Source organism: Micromonospora sp. CNZ295 (assembly GCF_004217535.1).
The window spans coordinates 3,815,293-3,834,272 of record NZ_SHKZ01000001.1; the positions used below are offsets into that span (position 1 = coordinate 3,815,293).

Genomic DNA, 18,980 nt, shown 5'->3' on the forward strand with positions numbered 1-18,980 from the left:
CGAGCGGAATTCACCAGGAGCCGGCGGTGGGGCCGGCGGAGCCGCCCCGGCGGCGCAGGTACTTCTCGAACTCCTGGGCGATCTCGTCCCCGGTCAGCGGGGTGATGCCGGCGTCGCCGACCCGCTCCTCGAGCTCCCGGACGTACTCGCCGAGCTCCGCGTCCTGCTCGGCGGCGCTGCGCACCCGCTGTTCCCACTCGGCGGCCTCCTCGGCGAGGTCGGCCATCGGCACCGGCAGGTCGAGCACCTCCTCGACGCGGTGCAGCAGGGCCAGGGTCGCCTTGGGGCAGGGCGGGTTGTTGGCGTAGTGCGGCACGTGCACCCAGAACGACACGGCGTCCACCTCGGCCCGGCTGCAGGCGTCGTGCAGCACCCCGACGATGCCGGTGGGGCCGTCGTACCGGGTGGGGGTGAGCTGGTAGCGCTGCGCCGCGTCCTTGTCGGAGGCGCTGCCGCTGATCGGCAGCGGCCGGGTGTACGGCACGTCGGCCAGCAGCGCGCCGAGCAGCACCACCCGGTCGACCTCCAGGCTGTGGCAGATCTCCAGGACCTGCTCGCAGAAGGTCCGCCAGCGCATGCTCGGCTCGATGCCGCGGATCAGCACCACGTCCCGCTCGGTGCCGGCCGGGCTGGCCACCATGAAGCGGGTGGTCGGCCACTCGACCCGGCGGGTCTCCCCGTCGGACATGGTGATCGTGGGACGGCTGACCTGGAAGTCGTAGAAGTCCTCCGGGTCCAGCTCGGTGACCGGCCGGGCCTGCCACACCTGCTCGAGGTGCTCGACGGCGGCGGTCGACGCGTCGGCGGCGTCGTTCCAGCCCTCGAAGGCGGCGATGGCCACCGGGGACCGCAGCACCGGGAGTCCGTCGAACTCGGTCACGCCGCCACCTCGCTCCGCTCGGCGGCGGCGCGCCGCGCCCCGGTGCTGAGCTCGATGGTTCGCTCGACAAGCTCGCTCACGCCGCCACCTCGCTCCGGTTCGGGACGGCGCCGGGGCTGTCCCCGACCGACCGCCCGCCGTGCACCGCGGTGTCGCTGTAGTCCCTCACGTCCGCCAGCCTACGTGCCGGGGCGGGGCGCGGCCCGTCGGCCGCGCCGGTCGCGCCACGGGCCGGCCGGTCATACGATAGCGAACCGGACAGGGTGATCCGGGTGACAGAATGTGGGATCCGCCAGCCGGTGTCGACCGGGTCGCGAGCGACCGCACTAACCTGAAGCCGTGGAGATCTCTGTGCTCGACGCTCTGGCGGCCCGGATCCTCATCGCCGACGGGGCGATGGGGACCATGCTCCAAGCGGCCGACCTGACCCTCGACGACTTCGACGGTCTCGAGGGCTGCAACGAGATACTCAACGTGACCCGGCCGGACGTGGTCCGCGGGGTGCACGAGGCGTACCTGGCGGCGGGCGCGGACTGCGTCGAGACCAACACGTTCGGCGCGAACCTGCCCAACCTCGCCGAGTACGGCATCGAGGGGCGCATCCGCGAGCTGTCCGAGGCGGGCGCCCGGCTGGCCCGCGAGGCCGCCGACGCGCACGCGACACCGGAGCAGCCGCGCTTCGTCCTCGGCTCGATCGGGCCGGGCACCAAGCTGCCCACCCTCGGCCACGCGTCGTACGCCGCGCTGCGGGACGCGTACCGGGAGAACGCCGCGGGCCTGATCGCCGGTGGGTCGGACGCCCTGATCGTCGAGACCTGCCAGGACCTGCTCCAGGTCAAGGCCGCGGTGATCGGGTCGAAGCGGGCGATGGTCGAGCTGGGCCGGCAGGTGCCGATCATCTGCCACGTGGCGGTGGAGACCACCGGCACCATGCTGCTCGGCAGCGAGATCGGCGCCGCGCTGACCGCGATCGAGCCGCTCGGCGTCGACCTGATCGGGTTGAACTGCTCGACCGGCCCGGCCGAGATGGGCGAGCACCTGCGCTACCTGGCCCAGCACTCGCGGATCCCGCTGTCGGTCATGCCGAACGCCGGCCTGCCGGTGCTGACCTCCGAGGGGGCGTACTTCCCGCTGACGCCGGCCGAGATGGCCGACGCACTGGAGCAGTTCGTCACCGACTACGGCGTCTCGCTGGTCGGCGGCTGCTGCGGCAGCACGCCGGAGCACATCCGGGTGCTGGTGGAGCGGCTGCGCGGCCGTACGCCGGTGGCGCGCGAGCCCCGGCCGGAGCCGGGGGTCTCGTCGATCTACCACCACGTGCCGTTCGCGCAGGACGCGAGCGTCCTGATGGTGGGGGAGCGGACCAACGCCAACGGCTCCAAGGCGTTCCGCGAGGCCATGATCGCCGGGGACTGGCAGGCGTGCGTGGAGATCGCCCGCGGCCAGGCCCGGGACGGCTCGCACCTGCTGGACCTGTGCGTGGACTACGTGGGCCGCGACGGCACGCAGGACATGCGCGAGCTGGCCGGCCGGTTCGCCACCGCCTCCACGCTGCCGATCATGCTGGACTCGACCGAGCCGGCCGTCGTCGAGGCCGGCCTGGAGATGCTGGGCGGCCGGTGCGTGGTCAACTCGGTCAACTTCGAGGACGGCGACGGCCCCGACTCCCGCTACGCGCGGGTGATGCCGGTGGTCAAGGAACACGGCGCCGCGGTGGTCGCCCTGCTCATCGACGAGGAGGGCCAGGCCCGCACCAAGGACTGGAAGGTACGCGTCGCCGGCCGGCTGATCGAGGACCTGACCGGCCGCTGGGGGATGTCCCGGTCGGACATCCTCATCGACGCGCTGACCTTCCCGATCGCCACCGGGCAGGAGGAGACCCGCCGCGACGGTCTCGAGACCATCGAGGCGATCCGGGAGATCGCCGCCCGCTACCCGGGGGTCAACTTCACGCTGGGCGTCTCGAACGTGTCGTTCGGTCTCAACCCGGCGGCCCGACAGGTGCTCAACTCGGTGTTCCTGCACGAGTGCGTGCAGGCCGGGCTCACCTCGGCGATCGTGCACGCCAGCAAGATTCTGCCGATGTCGAAGATCCCGGCGGAGCAGCGGGAGGTCGCGCTCGACCTGGTCTACGACCGGCGCCGGGAGGGCTACGACCCGGTGCAGCGGTTCATCGAGCTGTTCGAGGGGGTCGACGCGGCGTCGGCGCGCGCCGGCCGGGCCGAGGAGCTGGCGGCGCTGCCCCTCGAGGAGCGGCTCAAGCGCCGGATCATCGACGGCGAGCGCAACGGCCTGGAGGCCGACCTGGACGCGGCGATGGCGGCCGGGACGGCGCCGCTGGCGATCATCAACGACATCCTGCTGGACGGCATGAAGGTGGTCGGGGAGCTGTTCGGCTCCGGCCAGATGCAGTTGCCGTTCGTGCTCCAGTCCGCCGAGGTGATGAAGACGGCGGTGGCGTACCTGGAACCGCACATGGAGAAGGCCGACGACGGCGGCAAGGGCCGCATCGTGCTCGCCACCGTGAAGGGCGACGTGCACGACATCGGCAAGAACCTGGTCGACATCATCCTGTCGAACAACGGCTACGAGGTGGTCAACATCGGCATCAAGCAGCCGATCAACGCCATCCTGGACGCCGCCGAGCAGCACCGCGCCGACGCGATCGGTATGTCCGGGCTGCTGGTCAAGAGCACCGTCATCATGAAGGAGAACCTGGCCGAGATGGCCTCGCGCGGGGTCGCGGAGCGCTGGCCGGTCCTGCTCGGCGGCGCGGCACTGACCCGGGCGTACGTCGAGGACGACCTGCGGTCGATGTTCCCCGGGCAGGTGCACTACGCGCGGGACGCCTTCGAGGGTCTGTCCCTGATGGACCGGGTGATGACCGCCAAGCGCGGTGGTGCCCCGGTCGTCGACGCGCAGCGGGAGGCCGCTCTGGCCGCCCGGCGGGCGCGTCGGGAGCGGCAGCGGGCCGTCGTCACCGAGTCCCTGCCGGAGCTGCACGACGCGTCGGTGCGCTCCGACGTGGCCACCGACGTGGACGTGCCCGCCCCGCCGTTCTTCGGCACCCGGGTGGTCAAGGGCGTGCCGCTGGCGGACTATGCGGCGCTGCTCGACGAGCGGGCCACGTTCCTCGGGCAGTGGGGCCTGCGCGGCGTCCGGGGCGGCAAGGGCCCGACGTACGAGGAGCTGGTGGAGAGCGAGGGCCGGCCGCGACTGCGCTACTGGCTGGACCGGCTCATCGCCGACCAGGTCCTCGAAGCGGCCGTCGTGTACGGGTACTTCCCGGCGTACTCGGAGGGCAACGACCTGGTGGTGCTCGACGAGAACGGCCACGCCGAGCGGGCCCGCTTCTCGTTCCCCCGGCAGCGCCAGGAGCGGCGGCTCTGCCTGGCCGACTTCTTCCGCCCCCGCGGCGAGGAGCTGGACGTGGTGGCGTTGCAGCTGGTGACGGTCGGCCAGCCGATCAGCGAGTACACGGCGAAGCTGTTCGCCCGCAACGAGTACCGCGACTACCTGGAGGTGCACGGCCTGTCCGTGCAGCTCACCGAGGCGCTGGCGGAGTACTGGCACAGGCGGATCCGCGCCGAGCTGAGCCTGCCCGGTGGCCGTACGCTGGCCGACGACGATCCGGCCGACCTGGCGGGGCTGCTGCGCACCGACTACCGGGGCTGTCGGTACGCCTTCGGCTACCCGGCCTGCCCGGACCTGGAGGACCGGGCGAAGATCGTGCAGCTGCTGGGGGCGGAGCGGATCGGCGTGCAGCTGTCCGAGGAGTTCCAGCTGGTCCCGGAACAGGCCACCGACGCGATCGTCGTCCACCACCCGGAGGCGAGCTACTTCAACGCCAAGTGACCGGCATAGGCGTCCAGGTCCGGCTGCTGGCGGATCCCTCGCTCAGGCTGCGGAGGAGACGGCGTGCGTCGCCGTCCCGCTAGGTCTCCACGTGGGCCGGCGGAGACTCGCGGATTCCGGTCAGTCGATCGTGGGGCTGCGGCGTTCGATCAGGATGACGTCGCGCCAGGCGCCGTGGTGGCGGCCGAGACGCTGGCGCGTGCCGACGGTGCGGAAGCCGCAGGCGGTGTGCAGGGCGAGGCTGGCGGTGTTCTCGGGGAAGACGCCGGACTGGATGGTCCAGATGCCGGCCTGCTCGGTGGAGGCGATCAGGGCGTCGAGCAGGACTCGGCCGACTCCTCGGCCGCGGGCGTCCGGGTGGACGTATACGGAGTGCTCGACGACGCCGGCGTAGACGCACCGGTCGGACACGGCGGAGCAGGCGATCCAGCCGAGGACGCGGCCGGTGGCGTCGACGGCGACCCAGCGGTGGCCGGGTAGCCGGCTGGCGGTGAACTGCGCCCAGGTGGGCGGTTCGGTTTCGAACGTGGCGTGGCCGGTGGCGATACCGAGCCGGTAGATCTCCAGTACGGCGTCGGCGTGCTGCTCGCCCATCGCGGTGACGGCGAGGCCGGTTGGAGCGGTCATCGGATGTCCAGCAGCGCGCCGAGCTGGCGGAGCGCGTCCGGCCTGACCCGGTACCAGACCCAGGTGCCGCGCCGCTCGGAGTCGACCAGGCCGGCCTCCCGTAGCACCTTGAGGTGGTGGGAGATGGTCGGCCCGGCCAGGTCGAACGCCGGCGTCAGGTCACAGACGCACATCTCCGGCACCGACGCGATCATCGACATCAACCGCAGCCGGACCGGGTCGCCGAGCGCCTTGAACATCGGCGCGACCACGGCCGCCTGATCGGCGGCCATCGGGCGGGCCGTGATCGGCGGGCAGCAGGCGACCGCGTCGAGGTCCACCACCGGCAGCGACTGTTTCGACATACATCTAGCTTGACAGATGTCGAGATAGGGTGCAACGTGGGCCTTGCTTCGAAAAGCATCTAGTCAAGGCGTGCTGGTCAGGCCCCACCCGCCTGTTCAAGCCGCCGACCACCGCCACCAGGAGGAGTGCCATGTCCCGTGTCCAGCTCGCCCTGCGCGTGCCCGACCTCGAAGGCTCCGTCGCCTTCTACTCGAAGCTGTTCGGCGTGGAGCCGACCAAGCGCCGTCCCGGCTATGCCAACTTCGCCGTGGAGAACCCGCCGCTGAAGCTCGTCCTCCTCGAGGGCGAGGCCGGCCAGCCCACCGTCATGGACCACCTGGGCGTCGAGGTGTTCAGCACCGACGAGGTCGGCGCCGCCACGAGGCGCCTCGCCGACGCCGGCCTGGCCACGCTGGCGGAGAACGACACCGAGTGCTGCTACGCGCTCCAGGACAAGGTCTGGGTACGCGGCCCCGGCAACGAGCCGTGGGAGGTCTACACCGTCAAGGCCGACTCCCCGCAGTTGACGACGGCCACCGGAGCCGCCTGCTGCACCCGGGCCGCCGCCGCGGCGTCTTGACCCTTCCCGTGACGTCAGTCCCCCGGCGCCGACGGGATGAGCGAGCCCACCCCGCCGCGATCGACCGGACGATCTGCCATCAGGAGCCCGACCAGAGGTCGGCAAGCAAAGCGTTGACGGTGCCGGGCTGCTCGCGGTGTGGCTCGTGGGCAGCCCCCGGCACGCGCACCAGCCGGGCGTCGAGGCGCTCGGCGACCCGCGCGCAGACCGCGCGCATCACGTCCGCCATGCCCGGCCGGTACCCGGGTGGGACGGCTTCCCAGCCGCCGAGGATCACGAGCTTCGGAAAGTCCGCCTTCGCCAGCGGCCCGGTCGCCAGGTCGGCGAGCCAGCAGGGGCGCTCGTGCAGCGCGGTCCGCGCGGCGCGCAACAGCCGGTCCGCCGGTTCCGGCCGGCGGCGGTCGCCGTACGCCAGGTCGACGTACTCCTCCGGCGTGCCGCGGCGCGCGCCGGCCATGAACCGGCGGCCGTCCTCGATGGCTCGGGCGACGACGGGATCGTCGGACGCCACGGTGTGCGCGCACGGCTCGATGAGCGTCAGTGAGCGGACCAGCTCGGGGTGAGCGACGGCGGCGAGCATCGCGACCGTGCCACCGTAGGAGTGACCGACCAGGTGGGCGCCGCCTGCCATCAGTCCCGCGATGTCCTCGGCGTCGATGGTGTAGTCGCTGGTCACGGCGTCGTCGTCGAGGTCCGGGCTGGCGCCGAAGCCGCGCCGGTCCGGCAGCAGGACACGGCGGTGCCGGGCCAGCGACCGCTGGTGCTCGAACGCCAGGGTGGCCCAGGTGAACGTGCCGTGGATGAGGATCGCCGGGGCCGGTCCCACCGGCCCGTCCCACACGGAGACGTTGATCGGTTGCCGCATGCGCTCACACCATACGATCCGACCCGCGCCGCCGGGGCGAGCGTCAATCGGGTGCGGATTCGAGGTAGCCGGCGAGGTAGGTCAGCGCGGCGGCGTCGTCCGCACCGTCGCCGTGCGGCCGGCGGAGGTCGTTGACGAAGGCGGCGACGTCGGCCAGCGGCCACCACCGCCGGTAGCGGGCGACACCGGCCGGCGTCACGGCCCGTCCGCCGGCGCGCCGGTAGTGGCGCAGCACCTGGGCGTCGGTGCCGGCCGGATCCGCACCGAGCATGCCGGCGAACGCGTCGGTGAGCATCCACAGGTCCCGCTCCGGTGGCGCGATCTGCACGGTCGCCCAGTCGATGAGCCGGGCCCCGGACGGCGTGCGGATGACATTGCCGGGATGTGGCTCGCCGTGGGTGACCACCCAGTCGGTGCCGCTCCGGCGTACCTCGTCGACGAGCCGGTCGAAGTCGTCGAGCCACGCTCGGACCCGCCCCTCGTGCACGGTCAGCAGCTTGCGGGCCGACTCGGCGTACGGGCCGGTGGTCCAGGGTCGCTGCAGATCGGCGAGCGCCCCGTTGAGCCCGTCGCGGCCGGGCAGCAGCAGGTCGGCGCGGGGAGCGAGGTGGGCGACGGCGGGGGTGGCGCGGTGCAGCCGGGCCAGGAGGTCGGTGAGCTCGGCGAGATCCTCGGGTCGGTGCGGCCCGAACTCTCCGGCCGTGCCGGCGACCAGCGGGAACACCGACAGGGCGTAGCGCGGGGAGAGCCGCCGCACCGGTGCGTCGTCCGCCGCCGGGACCGGAGCCAGGACGAACTCCAGCCCGGCGTCGCGGTGCAGCGTCAGCGCGGTCCGCATCGAGCGCCGCAGCCGGTCGAACTCGTCCGGCCGCCCCGGCCGGTGGAAGCCGAGGTCGTCCACCTTGACGAACCAACTCCTCCCGTCCCGCCCGGTCGCCGACCAGTGGTAGCTGCCGAAGCCGACCGGGAGGTACTCCAGCGAGCCGGCGTCGACCGCCCAGCCGTCGGTCAGCGCCGCCCGAAGGTCGCTCTCGGCCAGGCCAACCGGTCGGTCCCGCATGCCCGGCATCCTCTCAGGTGTGGCGCCGGTGCCGGGGCGCCCGGTGGGTCCACCGACACCCACGTCCTGCTCATGATCAATCTGGCAGGGTTAGGGGCATGACCGCCCTGCGTTCCCGCCTGACCGACTGGACCGTCGTCGTGCCGCTGCTCGCCATCGTGGTGCTGGGCATGACCTGGAACCAGGTCCTGTCGGGGCCGATGGTGCTGCTGCTCAGCGTGCTGCTGGCCGGCGCGGTCCTCGCCGCCGTGCACCACGCCGAGGTGGTCGCCCACAAGGTGGGGGAGCCGTTGGGGTCGCTGGTCCTCGCGGTCGCCGTGACCGTGATCGAGGTCGCGCTCATCGTGACACTGATGATCAACGGTGGGGAGAAGACCCAGACGCTGGCCCGGGACACGGTCTTCGCCGCTGCCATGATCACCTGCAACGGTATCCTCGGCCTGTCGCTGCTCATCGGCGCCCTGCGCCGGCGGGTGGCGGTGTTCAACTCGGAGGGCACCGGCGGGGCCCTGGCCACCGTGGCGACGCTCGCCGTCCTGAGCCTGGTGGTCCCGAACTTCACCGCCCGGCCCGGCCCGCAGTTCAGCTCGGCCCAGCTGGCGTTCGCGGCCGGGGCGTCGCTGTCGCTGTACGCGCTGTTCGTGCTGGTGCAGACCGGCCGCCACCGCGACTACTTCCAGCCGGTGACCGCCGAGGGGCGGCCGGTCGACTCCGAGGAGCACGCCGAACCGCCCTCCACGTGCACCGCCCTGATCAGCCTCGCCCTGCTGCTGGTCGCCCTGGTCGCCGTGGTCGGCGACGCCAAGACCGTGTCGCCGACCATCGAGGCCGTCGTCGCCCGGGTCAACCTGCCGCCCTCCTTCGTCGGCGTCGTCATCGCCCTGCTGGTGCTGCTGCCCGAGACCCTCGCGGCCGCCCGCGCCGCCCGCCTGGACCGGGTGCAGATCAGCCTCAACCTGGCCCTCGGCTCGGCGATGGCGAGCATCGGCCTGACCATCCCGGTCATCGCGATCGCCTCGATCTGGCTGGACGGGCCGTTGCTGCTCGGTCTCGGCGGCACCCAGATGACGCTGCTCGCGCTCACCGTGGTGACCGCCGTGCTGACCGTCGTGCCCGGCCGGGCCACCGTCCTGCAGGGCGGTGTGCACCTGGTGCTGCTCGCGGCGTTCGTGTTCCTCGCCGCCAGCCCCTGAGTACCCGGCCGGCGGTCAGGGCACCAGGCGGGCCGCGCGGGCGTGCAGGTAGCGTTGCCGCGCCAGGTTCGTCGACCGGGCCGCCGCCGTCAGGTACGCCGCCCGCGCGCCCTCGTCGTCGCCGAGCCGCTCCAGCAGGTGCGCCCGGACGGCCGGCAGCCGCGGGTCGCCCGCCAGCACCCCCGCCCGGCGAGGCCGTCCACCAGGGACAGACCCTCCGGTACTCCGCCGCTCGGCGCCGCTCACCCGGGACGTCGAAGCCGCCGGCGCGCTCCGGACGTCCTCCCGGTGTCCTCGCCGGCCGCCGTACGGCGATCCGCGTGTCGCGCCGACCGCCGGCCCGGGTGGCACGGCTGAACCGCTGGCGGGTGGGCGGCGTAGATACCTCCGGTCGGCATGGCGCGCGTACCGTCGGGGTACTGCACGCCGCAGCGCCGACGGCCGGGAGGGCACAGTGACGAGGCGGGTGGGACGACGGCCGGGCGGCACCCTGGTCGGCCTGGCGGTCGCGCTCGTGGTGGCGGCCGGCTGCGTGGTCGGGGGAGCGTCCGACCCCGGCGGAGCGCCGGCTCCCGACCAGCCGCGCTCGGCCCCGGGCACGGCGACGACCCGCGCCGACGGCACCGACACCGTCGAGGAGTTCCAGCAGGACGTCGCCGACGCGCGCAGCATCGCCGAGCGGTACTGGGGGGAGCAGTTCCGCGCCTCCGGGCAGCGGTTCCAGCCGATCCGCCGGGTGTTCGCGTACCAGCGCGACGGCGAGGTCAGGTGCGGCGGCGAGCCGATCCCCCGCAACAACGCGGTCTACTGCTCCGCTGGCGACTTCATCGCGTACGACATCCGCTGGTCGTTCGGCGCGTTCCGGCAGATCGGGGACGCGTTCGTGTTCTACCTGCTCGGCCACGAGTACGCCCACGGCATCCAGACCCGGCTCGGCATCCGCTACTCCTTCACCATCCAGCAGGAGCTGCAGGCCGACTGCATGGCCGGCGCGTACCTCGGCGACTCGGTCCGCGCCGGGACGCTCCGCATCGACGACGGTGATCTGGAAGAGTTCCGCGAGGGGCTGCTCGCCGTCGGCGACGCGCCCGACCAGCCGTGGTTCGCGGAGGGCTCGCACGGCAGCCCGGAGCAGCGCGCCGAGGCGTTCTTCCGCGGTTACGAGCAGTCCCTGGCCGCCTGCGACCTGACCTAGTGCGTCGCGCCGTGGGCGGTGCAGGTCACTGTCGGCGGGGAGTCCTGCGGAGGCGGGCCTGGGGGCTGGCAGGATCGGTGGTTACGCCGACTGAGGAGGGTTTGCGCTGAGCAGCCGTCACCCCGCCGCCGTGCTCTTCGACATGGACGGCACGCTGGTCGACAGCGAGAAGCTGTGGGACGTCGCGCTACGCGAGCTGGCCGCCGAGTACGGCGGCGTGCTGTCGACGACCGCGCGCCGCGCGGTGATCGGCACCAGCATGGCGGACTCGATGCGGATCGTGCACGAGGACCTGGGCCAACCGGAACGCGACCCGGCCGTGAGCGCCGCGTGGATCAACGCGCGGATCCTGGAGCTGTTCCGCTCCGGGCTGCGGTGGCGGCCGGGCGCGCTGGCGCTGCTGCGGGCCGTCCGTGCCGCCGGCATCCCGACGGCGCTGGTCACCTCGAGCGGTCGGGCGCTGGTCGAGGTCGCCCTCGAGACGCTGGGACGGGACAGCTTCGACGCGGTGGTGTGCGGTGACGAGGTGGACGCGGCCAAGCCGCACCCGGAGCCGTACCTGACCGCTGCCCGGCTGCTCGGGGTGCCGATCGCCCGGTGCGTGGCGATCGAGGACTCCCCGACCGGCGTGGCCAGCGCCCTCGCCGCCGGAGCGGCGGTGCTCGCGGTGCCGGCCGAGGTGCCGCTGGAGCCGCGCGACGGCGTCCACCAGGTGGCGAGCCTGACGGCGGCGGACCTGGAGCTGCTCGCGGCGCTGCTCGGCGAACCGCCGGCCTGACGCCGACCCGTCCAGGACGTCGAACGGGCCCCCGGTACGACGCCTGGCGTCGTACCGGGGGCCCGTCCGTTCACTCAGTCGTGGGCGATGGCGCCCAGGACGTTGATGCGGGCGGCACGGATCGCCGGCAGGACGGCCGCGACCACCCCCACGACGGCCCCGAGGGCGACCATCACCCCCATGTCGGCCCAGGGCAGCACGAGGTCGCTGATGCCCTCGTCGCGCAGCGCCTCGACCACCGCGGCGCCCAGCCCGCTGCCGACGGCGATGCCCAGCAGCGCGCCGAACACCGAGATGACCACTGCCTCCACGACGATCATCCGCATGGTCTGGGCCCGGCGCAGGCCGATCGCCCGCAGCAGACCCAGCTCGCGGGTCCGTTCGAGCACCGACAGCGCGAGCGTGTTGACGATGCCCAGGACGGCGATCACGATCGCCAGCGCCAGCAGGATCTGGATCATCGTGAGCAGGCCGTCGAGCTGGCCGGTCTGCTGGTCGATGAACGACTGCTGGTCGGTCACCGACACCTCCGGGCTGTCCGCCAGCAGCGTCTCCACCTGCGGCTGCACGTCGGCGGCCCGGGTGCCCTCGGCGAGCTGGATGAAGCCCATGATCGGCTGCGGGACGGTGAACTCCCGGGTCGCCTCGACCGGCAGCGTGATCGGGTCGAGGAACTCGGAGCTCTCGTAGATGCCGCTCACCGTGTACGTCTTCGGCTCACCACGGGCGAGCTGCACCGGCACGGTGGACCCGACGGTGAGGTTGCGCGACTCGGCCACGTCGGAGCTGACGAGCATCTGGTCCGGCCCGAGCCGGCTGATGTCACCGGCGGTGGCCTTCGCGCCGAAGATCGACCCCAGCGCCGCGACGTCGCTGTTCGCCCCCACCCAGCTGCGCCGGTCGCCGACCTGCGCCATGTCGCCGTAGGCGCCGTCGACGACGCGCACCCCCGGCAGCGCGGCGACCTTCTCCAGCACCGCCGGGTCGAAGCTCGGCGGACGCGGGCCGCTCTGCGCCCCGGCGATCACCAGCTCCGCCTTGATCGTGTCCCGGGCGAGGCCGCCGATGCTGCTCTTGGCCGAGTCCAGGATGACCGTGACACCGGTGACCAGGGCGATGCCGACCATCAGGGCCGCCGCCGTGATCGCGGTGCGGCGCGGGTTGCGCCCCGAGTTCAGCCGGCCCAGCTTGCCCGGCACCGACCACGAGAAGATCGCGCCGAGCAGGCTCACCACCGGCCGGCTGATCAGCGGGGTCAGCAGCGCCACGCCGATGAACGCGAACAGCACGCCACCGAGGATGGTGACCAGGGTGTTGTCGCCGGCGTGCCCGCCCAGACCGAGGAACAGCAGCGTGGCGCCGATCGCGGTGACCGCCGCGCCGGCCACGGTGATCTTCGTCAGCGGCCGGTCCGGCGTCGCCACGTCCTGCATGGCGGCGATCGGCGGGATCCGCGACGCCCGCAGCGCCGGCAGCAGCGCCGCCACCACGGTGATGACCAGGCCGACGGCGAACGAACCGATCACCGCCGCCGCCGGCACCCCGACGCCGGCGAGGGCGAGACCACCGGCGAGGTTGCCGAACAGGTACGCCAGCAGCGCGCCGACACCGACGCCGGCGGCCAGGCCGAGCACCGAGGCGAGCAGGCCCACGGCCACCGCCTCCAGCACCACCGAGCCGATGATCTGGCGGCGGCCGGCGCCGATGGCCCGCATCAGCGCCAGCTCACGGGTGCGCTGGGCCACGATGATCGAGAACGTGTTGAGGATCAGGAACGTGCCGACCAGCAGCGCGACGGCGGCGAAGCCGAGCAGGATCCGGTTGAAGAAGGACAGGCCCTCCTTCAGGCCGGCCGACGCGTCGGCGGACAGCTGCGCACCGGTCTTCACCTCGAAGCCGTCGCCGAGGGCGGCCGCGAGGTCGTCGCGGAGCCGCTCGTCGGACACGCCGTCGGCGGCGGTGACCGTGACGTTGGTGAACACGTCGCGCTCGCCGAGCATCAGCTGCTGCGCCATCGGCGTGGTGAAGAAGATCTCGTTGGCGCCGCCGATGGAGTCGCGGCCCCCGCTGTAGCCGAAGATCCCGACGAGGGTGAATTCCTTCTTCGGCTCCAGCGTCAGCACACCCACCCGGTCCCCGACGGAGACCCGGCCGGTCTTGGCCAGGGCCGCGTTGACGACGATCTCGTCGTCCGCGCGCGGCTCCCGGCCCTCGCGCAGCTGCACCAGGTCGCTCTCGCCCACCCAGTTCTCGCCGAGCTGCGGCGGCCCGAACGAGGTGACGACCTTGCCGTTGCTGCCGATCAGCCGGGCGCCGTCGGCGGCCACCACACCGGTGGCCTCGGCCACCCCGGGGACCGCCCGGACCCGCTCGACCGTCGACGCCGGCACCGGCGCCGCCACCTGCTCGCCCTCGAACTCGCTCACCGCCACCTTCGGCTTCGCGGCGACGTTGACATCCACCCCCTCGTACGCGTCGGCGAAGACCGCGTCGAAGGACCGGCCGAGGGTGTCGGTGAGCACGAACGCGCCCGAGACGAACATGACGCCGAGCACCACCGCCAACCCGGACAGGATCAGCCGGAGCTTGCGCGCGAGCAAACTCTTGAGGGTCGCCCGGAACATCAGCTGCCCACCTCGGCCGGGGTGTCGAGCTTCTTCATCGTGTCCAGCACCGTCTCGGCGGTCGGCTCGATCAGCTCCGAGACGATCTGCCCGTCGGCGAGGAAGATCACCCGGTCGGCGTACGCCGCGGCGGTCGGGTCGTGGGTGACCATGACGATGGTCTGCCCGTGCTCCCGCACCGAGTCGCGCAGGAAGTTGAGCACCTCCGCGCCGGAGCGCGAGTCCAGGTTGCCGGTCGGCTCGTCGGCGAAGATCACCTCGGGACGGCTGACCAGCGCCCGGGCGCACGCCACCCGCTGCTGCTGCCCGCCGGACAGCTGCGCGGGCCGGTGACCCAGCCGGTCCCGCAGGCCGACCGTGTCGATCACGGTGTCGTACCAAGCCGGGTCGGGCTTGCGGCCGGCGATCGACAGCGGCAGCAGGATGTTCTCCTGAGCGGTCAGCGTCGGCAGCAGGTTGAACTGCTGGAAGATGAACCCGACCTTGTCGCGGCGCAGCTTCGTCAGCCCGGCGTCACCGAGCCCGGTGACCGTGGTGTCGCCGATCGACACCGTGCCCCGGGTCACCGAGTCCAGCCCGGCGAGGCAGTGCATCAGCGTGGACTTGCCCGAGCCGGACGGGCCCATGATCGCCGTGAAGCGGCCCCGCTCGAACTCGCAGGTGACGCCGCGTAGCGCGAGCACCTGCGCCTCCCCGCTGCCGTACACCTTCCACACGTCGCTCGCGCGGGCCGCGGCCTGCGCCTGACGGCCTACCGTCGCGGTCACGTCATCTTCCTCTCGTCGTCCGATCACGCCGCCCCCCTGGTCCGGCGCGGTAGTCCCATCCTTGACGCCCGGCGCGGGAGATCCGTCCGACTCCGGGTGGAGCCGCGGCGGATTTCCTGCTGCGGGTGCCCCCGACCGCCACTCAGGGTTGCCCCTGACCCAGCGCCGGTCGAGCCGGTTTCCCGGCCGTCGGGACCGATCCTGAACAGTGACGCCGCGTGAGAGTCAACCTCGGCGCGCCGTCCATGGTCACGGTAGGTGAGCGACGCAACAGCACACCCGCCCCCCGACCGCCGTCAGCCGCGGGGCCGGACCAGGCCCGACTCGTACGCCAGCACGACCGCCTGCACCCGGTCGCGCAGACCGAGCTTGGTCAGCACGTGACCGACGTGCGTCTTCACCGTGGTCTCGCTGACCGACAACGCCTGCGCGATCTCCGCGTTCGACAGGCCGCGGGCGACGTGCACCAGCACCTCCCGTTCCCGGTCGGTCAGGACGTCGAGCAGTCGCGGCGGGGCCGCCGCCGGATCGGGCAGCAGGTCGGCGAAACGGTCGAGCAGCCGGTTGAGGATCCGCGGGGTCACCACCGCGTCCCCGGCGGCGACGGTGCGGATCGCGGCCACCAGGTCCTCCGCCGGCACGTCCTTCGCCAGGAAGCCGCGGGCCCCGGCCCGCAGCGCGCCCACCACGTACTCGTCGAGCTCGAACGTGGTGAGGATCAACACCCGCACCGGCAGCCGGGACTCGACGATGGCGCGGGTCGCCGCCACCCCGTCCAGCCGGGGCATCCGCACGTCCATCAGCACCACGTCGGGCAGCAGCCGGCGGGCCAGCTCCACCGCCTCGACACCGTCGCCGGCCTCGGCGACCACGTCGAGATCGGCCTCGGCGCCGAGCACCATCCGGAAGCCGGTGCGCAGCAGCGGCTGGTCGTCGACGATCAGGACGCGCACCGGTCGCCGAGCCGCCGCCACCGGCCGGCGCGGGCCGGTGCCCGGCCCCGGCTCGCCCCCGGTCACTCGTCCGCGCCCGGCGGCGCCGGGCGGGAGCGCGCGTCGCGCAGCGGGTCAGCGGCGGCCGGCTGCGCCGGGAACGGTGGGGGAGTGCCGCCGAAGCTGGGGCACAGCGCCTGGTGGCTGCACCAGTCGCAGAGCCGGCTGGGCCGGGGGCGGAAGTCCCGCGCGGCGGTGGCCGCCTCGATGGCCCGCCACAGGGCCACCACGGTGCGCTCGAAGCGCACCAGCTCGTCGGCGTCCGGCGCGTAGTCGCACACCTCCGCGTCCTTCAGATAGAGCAGCCGCAGCACGCGCGGCACCACGCCCCGGGTGCGCCACAGCACCAGCGCGTAGAACTTCAGCTGGAACAGCGCCCGTGCCTCGAACGCCTCCCGCGGCGCCCCGCCGGTCTTGTAGTCGACCACCCGCAGCGCGCCGTCCGGCGCCACGTCGAGCCGGTCCAGGTAGCCCCGGATCAGCAGCTCCTCGTCGACCACGGCCGAGATGAGGGCCTCCCGCTCGGCCGGCTCCAGCCGGCGCGGATCCTCCACCGCGAAGTAACCCTCGAGCAGCCCGGCCGCCGAGCGCAGGAACGCCGACCGGGCGGCCTCGTCGCCGTCGGCGAACAGCCCGGCCAGCTCCGGCTGCTCGGCGACCAGCCGCTCCCACTGCGGAGCCACCAGGTCACCGGCGGCCGCCGGGGTGCGCCCCGTCGCCGGCAGGTCGAACAGGCGCTCCAGGACGGCGTGGACCAGGGTGCCGCGGGCCTGCTCCACGCTGGGCCGCTCGGGCAGCCGGTCGATGCTGCGGAACCGGTAGAGCAGCGGACAGGTCTTGAAATCCGCCGCCCGCGACGGGGACAGCGAGGCCCGCACCGTCGCCGGCACCTCGGCCGGGAGCGTGGGCTGCTGGGTCGTCACCGGTTCCGCCGTCATGTCCGGAAAGGGTAGGGCACCGGTGTGACAGCCCCGCCCTCGCCGCTCCGGCGCATGATCCGCGCCGCGTAGCATCGGGGCGATGGAGCAGACCAGGCCCGCGCCGCGCCGGCCCCACCGGCGCACCGCCCTGACCGTCGGGCGGGTGTTCGGGGTGCCGCTGCACCTCAACGGGTCGATGCTGCTGCTCGCCGGCGTGGTCACCGTGATCTACGCCAACTTCGCCCGCGACCAGCTGGAGCTGTCGCGGCTCGGTGGTTACCTCATCGGGCTCGGCTTCGTCGTGTCCCTGCTCGGGTCGGTGCTGCTGCACGAGCTCGGTCACGCCCTCACCGCCCGCCGGTACGGCATCGGCGTCCGCGGCATCACCCTGGAACTGCTCGGCGGCTACACGGAGATGGAACGCGACGCCCCGTCGCCCCGCGTCGACCTGCTCGTCTCCCTCGCCGGGCCGGCCGTGTCCGCCGTGCTCGGCGCGGCGGCCGTCGCCGCCACCCTCGCGCTGCCCGACCACACCCTGGTCCGGCAGCTCGCGTTCCAGCTCGCGGTGAGCAACGTGATCGTCGCGGTGTTCAACGCCCTGCCCGGGCTGCCGCTGGACGGCGGCCGGGCGCTGCGGGCCGCGGTGTGGGCGGTGACCGGTGACCGGCACCGGGCCACCGAGGTGGCCGGCTGGGTCGGCCGGGCCGTCGCCGTCGGCACCCTCGCCCTGGTCACCGCCCTCACCCTCACCCGTCACCTGGCGCCGCTGGCGCTGCCGCTGATGCTGCTGGTGGCGTTCACCCTCTGGCGCGGCGCCGGGCAGTCCATCCGGGTGGCCCGGGTGAGCCGGCGCTTCCCGCTGATCGACCTGTCCCGGCTCGCCCGCCCGGTCCTCACCGTCCCCAGCGGCACCCCCCTCGCCGAGGCGCAGCGCCGCCGCGACGCCGGCGTCGACCCGCGGGCCGCGCTGCTCGTCACCGACACCGCCGGCCGCCCGCTCGCCCTGGTCGACCCGGCCGACGCGGAGGCCGTACCCGTGGAGCGCCGCCCCTGGCTGGCGGTCGACACGGTGTCCCGGTCCCTGGCCGGCCTGCCCGCCTTGCCGGTCGGACTCGACGGGGACGCGGTGATGGAGACCGTCCAGCACCACCCGGGCGCACAGTACGTGGTGACGGCAGGCGAAGATGTCGTCGGCATCCTGCACATCGCGGATCTGGCTCAGCTGCTCGAACCTCACCGGAAGATGAACACGTGACCGCAACTCCCCCCGCCGGCCCCACCGATCAGCACCCCCCGGCGCCGCCCCCCGTGCACCGCGGGCCGTTCCGGCCCGGCGACCGGGTACAGCTGACCGACCCCAAAGGGCGGATGCACACGGTCACCCTGGAGCCGGGCAAGGAGTTCCACACCCACCGCGGCATCCTCAACCACGACGCCCTGATCGGCCAGCCGGACGGCAGCGTCGTCACCACCGCCGGCGGCGGCACCCCGTTCCTCGCCCTGCGACCCCTGCTCGCCGACTACGTGCTGTCCATGCCGCGCGGCGCCCAGGTGATCTACCCGAAGGACGCCGCCCAGATCGTCGCCATGGGCGACATCTTCCCCGGCGCGAAGGTCCTCGAGGCCGGCGCCGGTTCCGGCGCGTTGAGCTGCTCGCTGCTGCGCGCCGTCGGCCCCACCGGCGAGCTGCACTCCTGGGAGCTGCGCGACGACTTCGCCCAGATCGCCCGGCGCAACGTCGAGGCGTTCTTCAACGGCCCGCACCCGGCGTGGCGGTTGCGGGTCGGCGACGTCGCGACCAACCAGGAGACCGGGTTCGACCGGATCATCCTGGACATGCTCACCCCCTGGGAGACCCTCGACATGGTCGAGCGGGCCATCGTCCCCGGCGGCGTGTTCATCGGGTACGTCGCCACCACCCCGCAGCTGTCCGAGCTGGTGGAGGCGCTGCGGGAGCGCGGCGGGTGGACCGAGCCGCGGGCCTGGGAGTCGCTGGTGCGCGACTGGCACGCCGAAGGGCTGGCCGTCCGCCCCGACCACCGCATGATCGCCCACACCGCGTTCCTGGTGTCCGCGCGCAAGCTCGCCCCCGGGGTCACCGCCCCGCCCCGGCGCCGCAAGCCCAGCAAGGGCACCGAGGCGTACGCCGCGCGCCGGGCGGCGCTGCGCGAGGCGGAGGCCGCCCGGCAGGCCGCGGCCGCCGGAGCCGAACCCGAACCGGCGGGGGAGGCGGAGCGGCCGTGACGGCGCGACGGGGCGGCCGGCAATGACGCGACGGAGGACGGCCGGCGCGGGCCGGCGGCACGAACGCGGGGAGGCG

General features: G+C 73.4%; 17 protein-coding genes. 7 read left to right on the plus strand and 10 right to left on the minus strand.

All coding sequences use genetic code 11. The features are described from left to right. Positions 1-10: 10 nt before the first annotated feature. Positions 11-880, minus strand: a complete 870-nt coding sequence (locus tag EV376_RS17980) for a PAC2 family protein (protein WP_130324769.1) — start codon at positions 878-880, stop codon at positions 11-13. A gap of 339 nt (positions 881-1,219) precedes the next feature. Here EV376_RS17980 and metH point away from each other — a divergent pair, with 339 nt between their 5' ends. Continuing rightward, positions 1,220-4,735 (plus strand): methionine synthase, encoded by a 3,516-nt coding sequence (gene metH, locus EV376_RS17985; protein ID WP_207228188.1) that lies wholly within the window; start codon positions 1,220-1,222, stop codon positions 4,733-4,735. Positions 4,736-4,855: 120 nt separating this feature from the next. Here the strand turns inward: metH and EV376_RS17990 are convergent, their stop codons facing one another. Together EV376_RS17990 and EV376_RS17995 are read right to left on the minus strand one after the other, a co-directional pair. Continuing rightward, positions 4,856-5,362, minus strand: coding sequence for a GNAT family N-acetyltransferase (locus EV376_RS17990; protein WP_130324771.1), 507 nt, complete (start codon positions 5,360-5,362; stop codon positions 4,856-4,858). After that, positions 5,359-5,706, minus strand: coding sequence for a metalloregulator ArsR/SmtB family transcription factor (locus EV376_RS17995; RefSeq protein ID WP_130324773.1), 348 nt, complete (start codon positions 5,704-5,706; stop codon positions 5,359-5,361). The genes EV376_RS17990 and EV376_RS17995 overlap by 4 nt, the downstream gene beginning before the upstream one ends. A gap of 131 nt (positions 5,707-5,837) precedes the next feature. On the opposite strand from EV376_RS17995, the gene EV376_RS18000 reads away from it, so the two are divergent. Continuing rightward, on the plus strand, positions 5,838-6,266 hold the full coding sequence (locus EV376_RS18000) for an ArsI/CadI family heavy metal resistance metalloenzyme (protein ID WP_130324775.1): 429 nt from the start codon (positions 5,838-5,840) through the stop codon (positions 6,264-6,266). Between the two features lie 79 nt (positions 6,267-6,345). Here EV376_RS18000 and EV376_RS18005 read toward each other — a convergent pair whose 3' ends face one another. Both EV376_RS18005 and EV376_RS18010 read right to left on the minus strand, forming a co-directional pair. Next, complete coding sequence (locus EV376_RS18005) at positions 6,346-7,131, minus strand: alpha/beta fold hydrolase (protein ID WP_130324777.1); 786 nt, start codon at positions 7,129-7,131, stop codon at positions 6,346-6,348. A 43-nt stretch (positions 7,132-7,174) separates the two neighbouring features. Next, positions 7,175-8,110: a phosphotransferase gene (locus EV376_RS18010; protein ID WP_486482905.1), complete on the minus strand. Its 936-nt coding sequence runs from the start codon at positions 8,108-8,110 to the stop codon at positions 7,175-7,177. Positions 8,111-8,289: 179 nt separating this feature from the next. Between EV376_RS18010 and EV376_RS18015 the strand changes: the two genes are divergently transcribed. Further along, a complete protein-coding gene (locus tag EV376_RS18015) occupies positions 8,290-9,384 on the plus strand; it encodes a calcium:cation antiporter (RefSeq protein WP_130324781.1) in 1,095 nt (364 codons plus the stop codon). A gap of 15 nt (positions 9,385-9,399) precedes the next feature. Here EV376_RS18015 and EV376_RS18020 read toward each other — a convergent pair whose 3' ends face one another. Then, positions 9,400-9,564 carry a hypothetical protein gene (locus EV376_RS18020; protein ID WP_207228190.1) on the minus strand — a complete coding sequence of 55 codons (165 nt, stop codon included), beginning with the start codon at positions 9,562-9,564 and terminating at the stop codon, positions 9,400-9,402. 181 nt (positions 9,565-9,745) lie between these two features. Between EV376_RS18020 and EV376_RS18025 the strand changes: the two genes are divergently transcribed. Beyond that, entirely contained in the window at positions 9,746-10,579 is an 834-nt protein-coding gene (locus tag EV376_RS18025; RefSeq protein WP_130324783.1) for a neutral zinc metallopeptidase, read from the plus strand. A gap of 130 nt (positions 10,580-10,709) precedes the next feature. After that, positions 10,710-11,357 (plus strand): HAD family hydrolase, encoded by a 648-nt coding sequence (locus EV376_RS18030; protein ID WP_130324785.1) that lies wholly within the window; start codon positions 10,710-10,712, stop codon positions 11,355-11,357. Positions 11,358-11,431: 74 nt separating this feature from the next. Here EV376_RS18030 and EV376_RS18035 read toward each other — a convergent pair whose 3' ends face one another. The 4 genes from EV376_RS18035 to EV376_RS18050 all read right to left on the minus strand — a co-directional run bounded on the left by EV376_RS18035 (position 11,432) and on the right by EV376_RS18050 (position 16,678). Further along, positions 11,432-13,981: an FtsX-like permease family protein gene (locus tag EV376_RS18035; RefSeq protein WP_130324787.1), complete on the minus strand. Its 2,550-nt coding sequence runs from the start codon at positions 13,979-13,981 to the stop codon at positions 11,432-11,434. Further along, positions 13,981-14,748 (minus strand): ABC transporter ATP-binding protein, encoded by a 768-nt coding sequence (locus EV376_RS18040; protein ID WP_130324789.1) that lies wholly within the window; start codon positions 14,746-14,748, stop codon positions 13,981-13,983. The genes EV376_RS18035 and EV376_RS18040 overlap by 1 nt, the downstream gene beginning before the upstream one ends. A 296-nt stretch (positions 14,749-15,044) precedes the next feature. After that, positions 15,045-15,722 (minus strand): response regulator transcription factor, encoded by a 678-nt coding sequence (locus EV376_RS18045; protein ID WP_130328717.1) that lies wholly within the window; start codon positions 15,720-15,722, stop codon positions 15,045-15,047. Between the two features lie 41 nt (positions 15,723-15,763). After that, positions 15,764-16,678 carry a PD-(D/E)XK nuclease family protein gene (locus EV376_RS18050; protein WP_130324791.1) on the minus strand — a complete coding sequence of 305 codons (915 nt, stop codon included), beginning with the start codon at positions 16,676-16,678 and terminating at the stop codon, positions 15,764-15,766. A gap of 82 nt (positions 16,679-16,760) precedes the next feature. Here EV376_RS18050 and EV376_RS18055 point away from each other — a divergent pair, with 82 nt between their 5' ends. Further along, entirely contained in the window at positions 16,761-17,915 is a 1,155-nt protein-coding gene (locus EV376_RS18055) for a site-2 protease family protein (RefSeq protein ID WP_130324793.1), read from the plus strand. Beyond that, positions 17,912-18,904, plus strand: a complete 993-nt coding sequence (locus EV376_RS18060) for a tRNA (adenine-N1)-methyltransferase (protein ID WP_130324795.1) — start codon at positions 17,912-17,914, stop codon at positions 18,902-18,904. Before EV376_RS18055 ends, EV376_RS18060 begins: the two co-directional genes overlap by 4 nt. Positions 18,905-18,980 lie beyond the last annotated feature (76 nt).

Bases quoted from the DNA above. Each gene is read 5' to 3' on its own strand.
- EV376_RS17990 (WP_130324771.1), bottom strand. From the start codon at position 5,362: ATGACCGCTCCAACCGGCCTCGCCGTCACCGCGATGGGCGAGCAGCAC.
- EV376_RS17995 (WP_130324773.1), bottom strand. From the start codon at position 5,706: ATGTCGAAACAGTCGCTGCCGGTGGTGGACCTCGACGCGGTCGCCTGC.
- EV376_RS18000 (WP_130324775.1), top strand. From the start codon at position 5,838: ATGTCCCGTGTCCAGCTCGCCCTGCGCGTGCCCGACCTCGAAGGCTCC.
- EV376_RS18005 (WP_130324777.1), bottom strand. From the start codon at position 7,131: ATGCGGCAACCGATCAACGTCTCCGTGTGGGACGGGCCGGTGGGACCG.
- EV376_RS18015 (WP_130324781.1), top strand. From the start codon at position 8,290: ATGACCGCCCTGCGTTCCCGCCTGACCGACTGGACCGTCGTCGTGCCG.
- EV376_RS18035 (WP_130324787.1), bottom strand. From the start codon at position 13,981: ATGTTCCGGGCGACCCTCAAGAGTTTGCTCGCGCGCAAGCTCCGGCTG.
- EV376_RS18050 (WP_130324791.1), bottom strand. From the start codon at position 16,678: ATGACGGCGGAACCGGTGACGACCCAGCAGCCCACGCTCCCGGCCGAG.
- EV376_RS18055 (WP_130324793.1), top strand. From the start codon at position 16,761: ATGGAGCAGACCAGGCCCGCGCCGCGCCGGCCCCACCGGCGCACCGCC.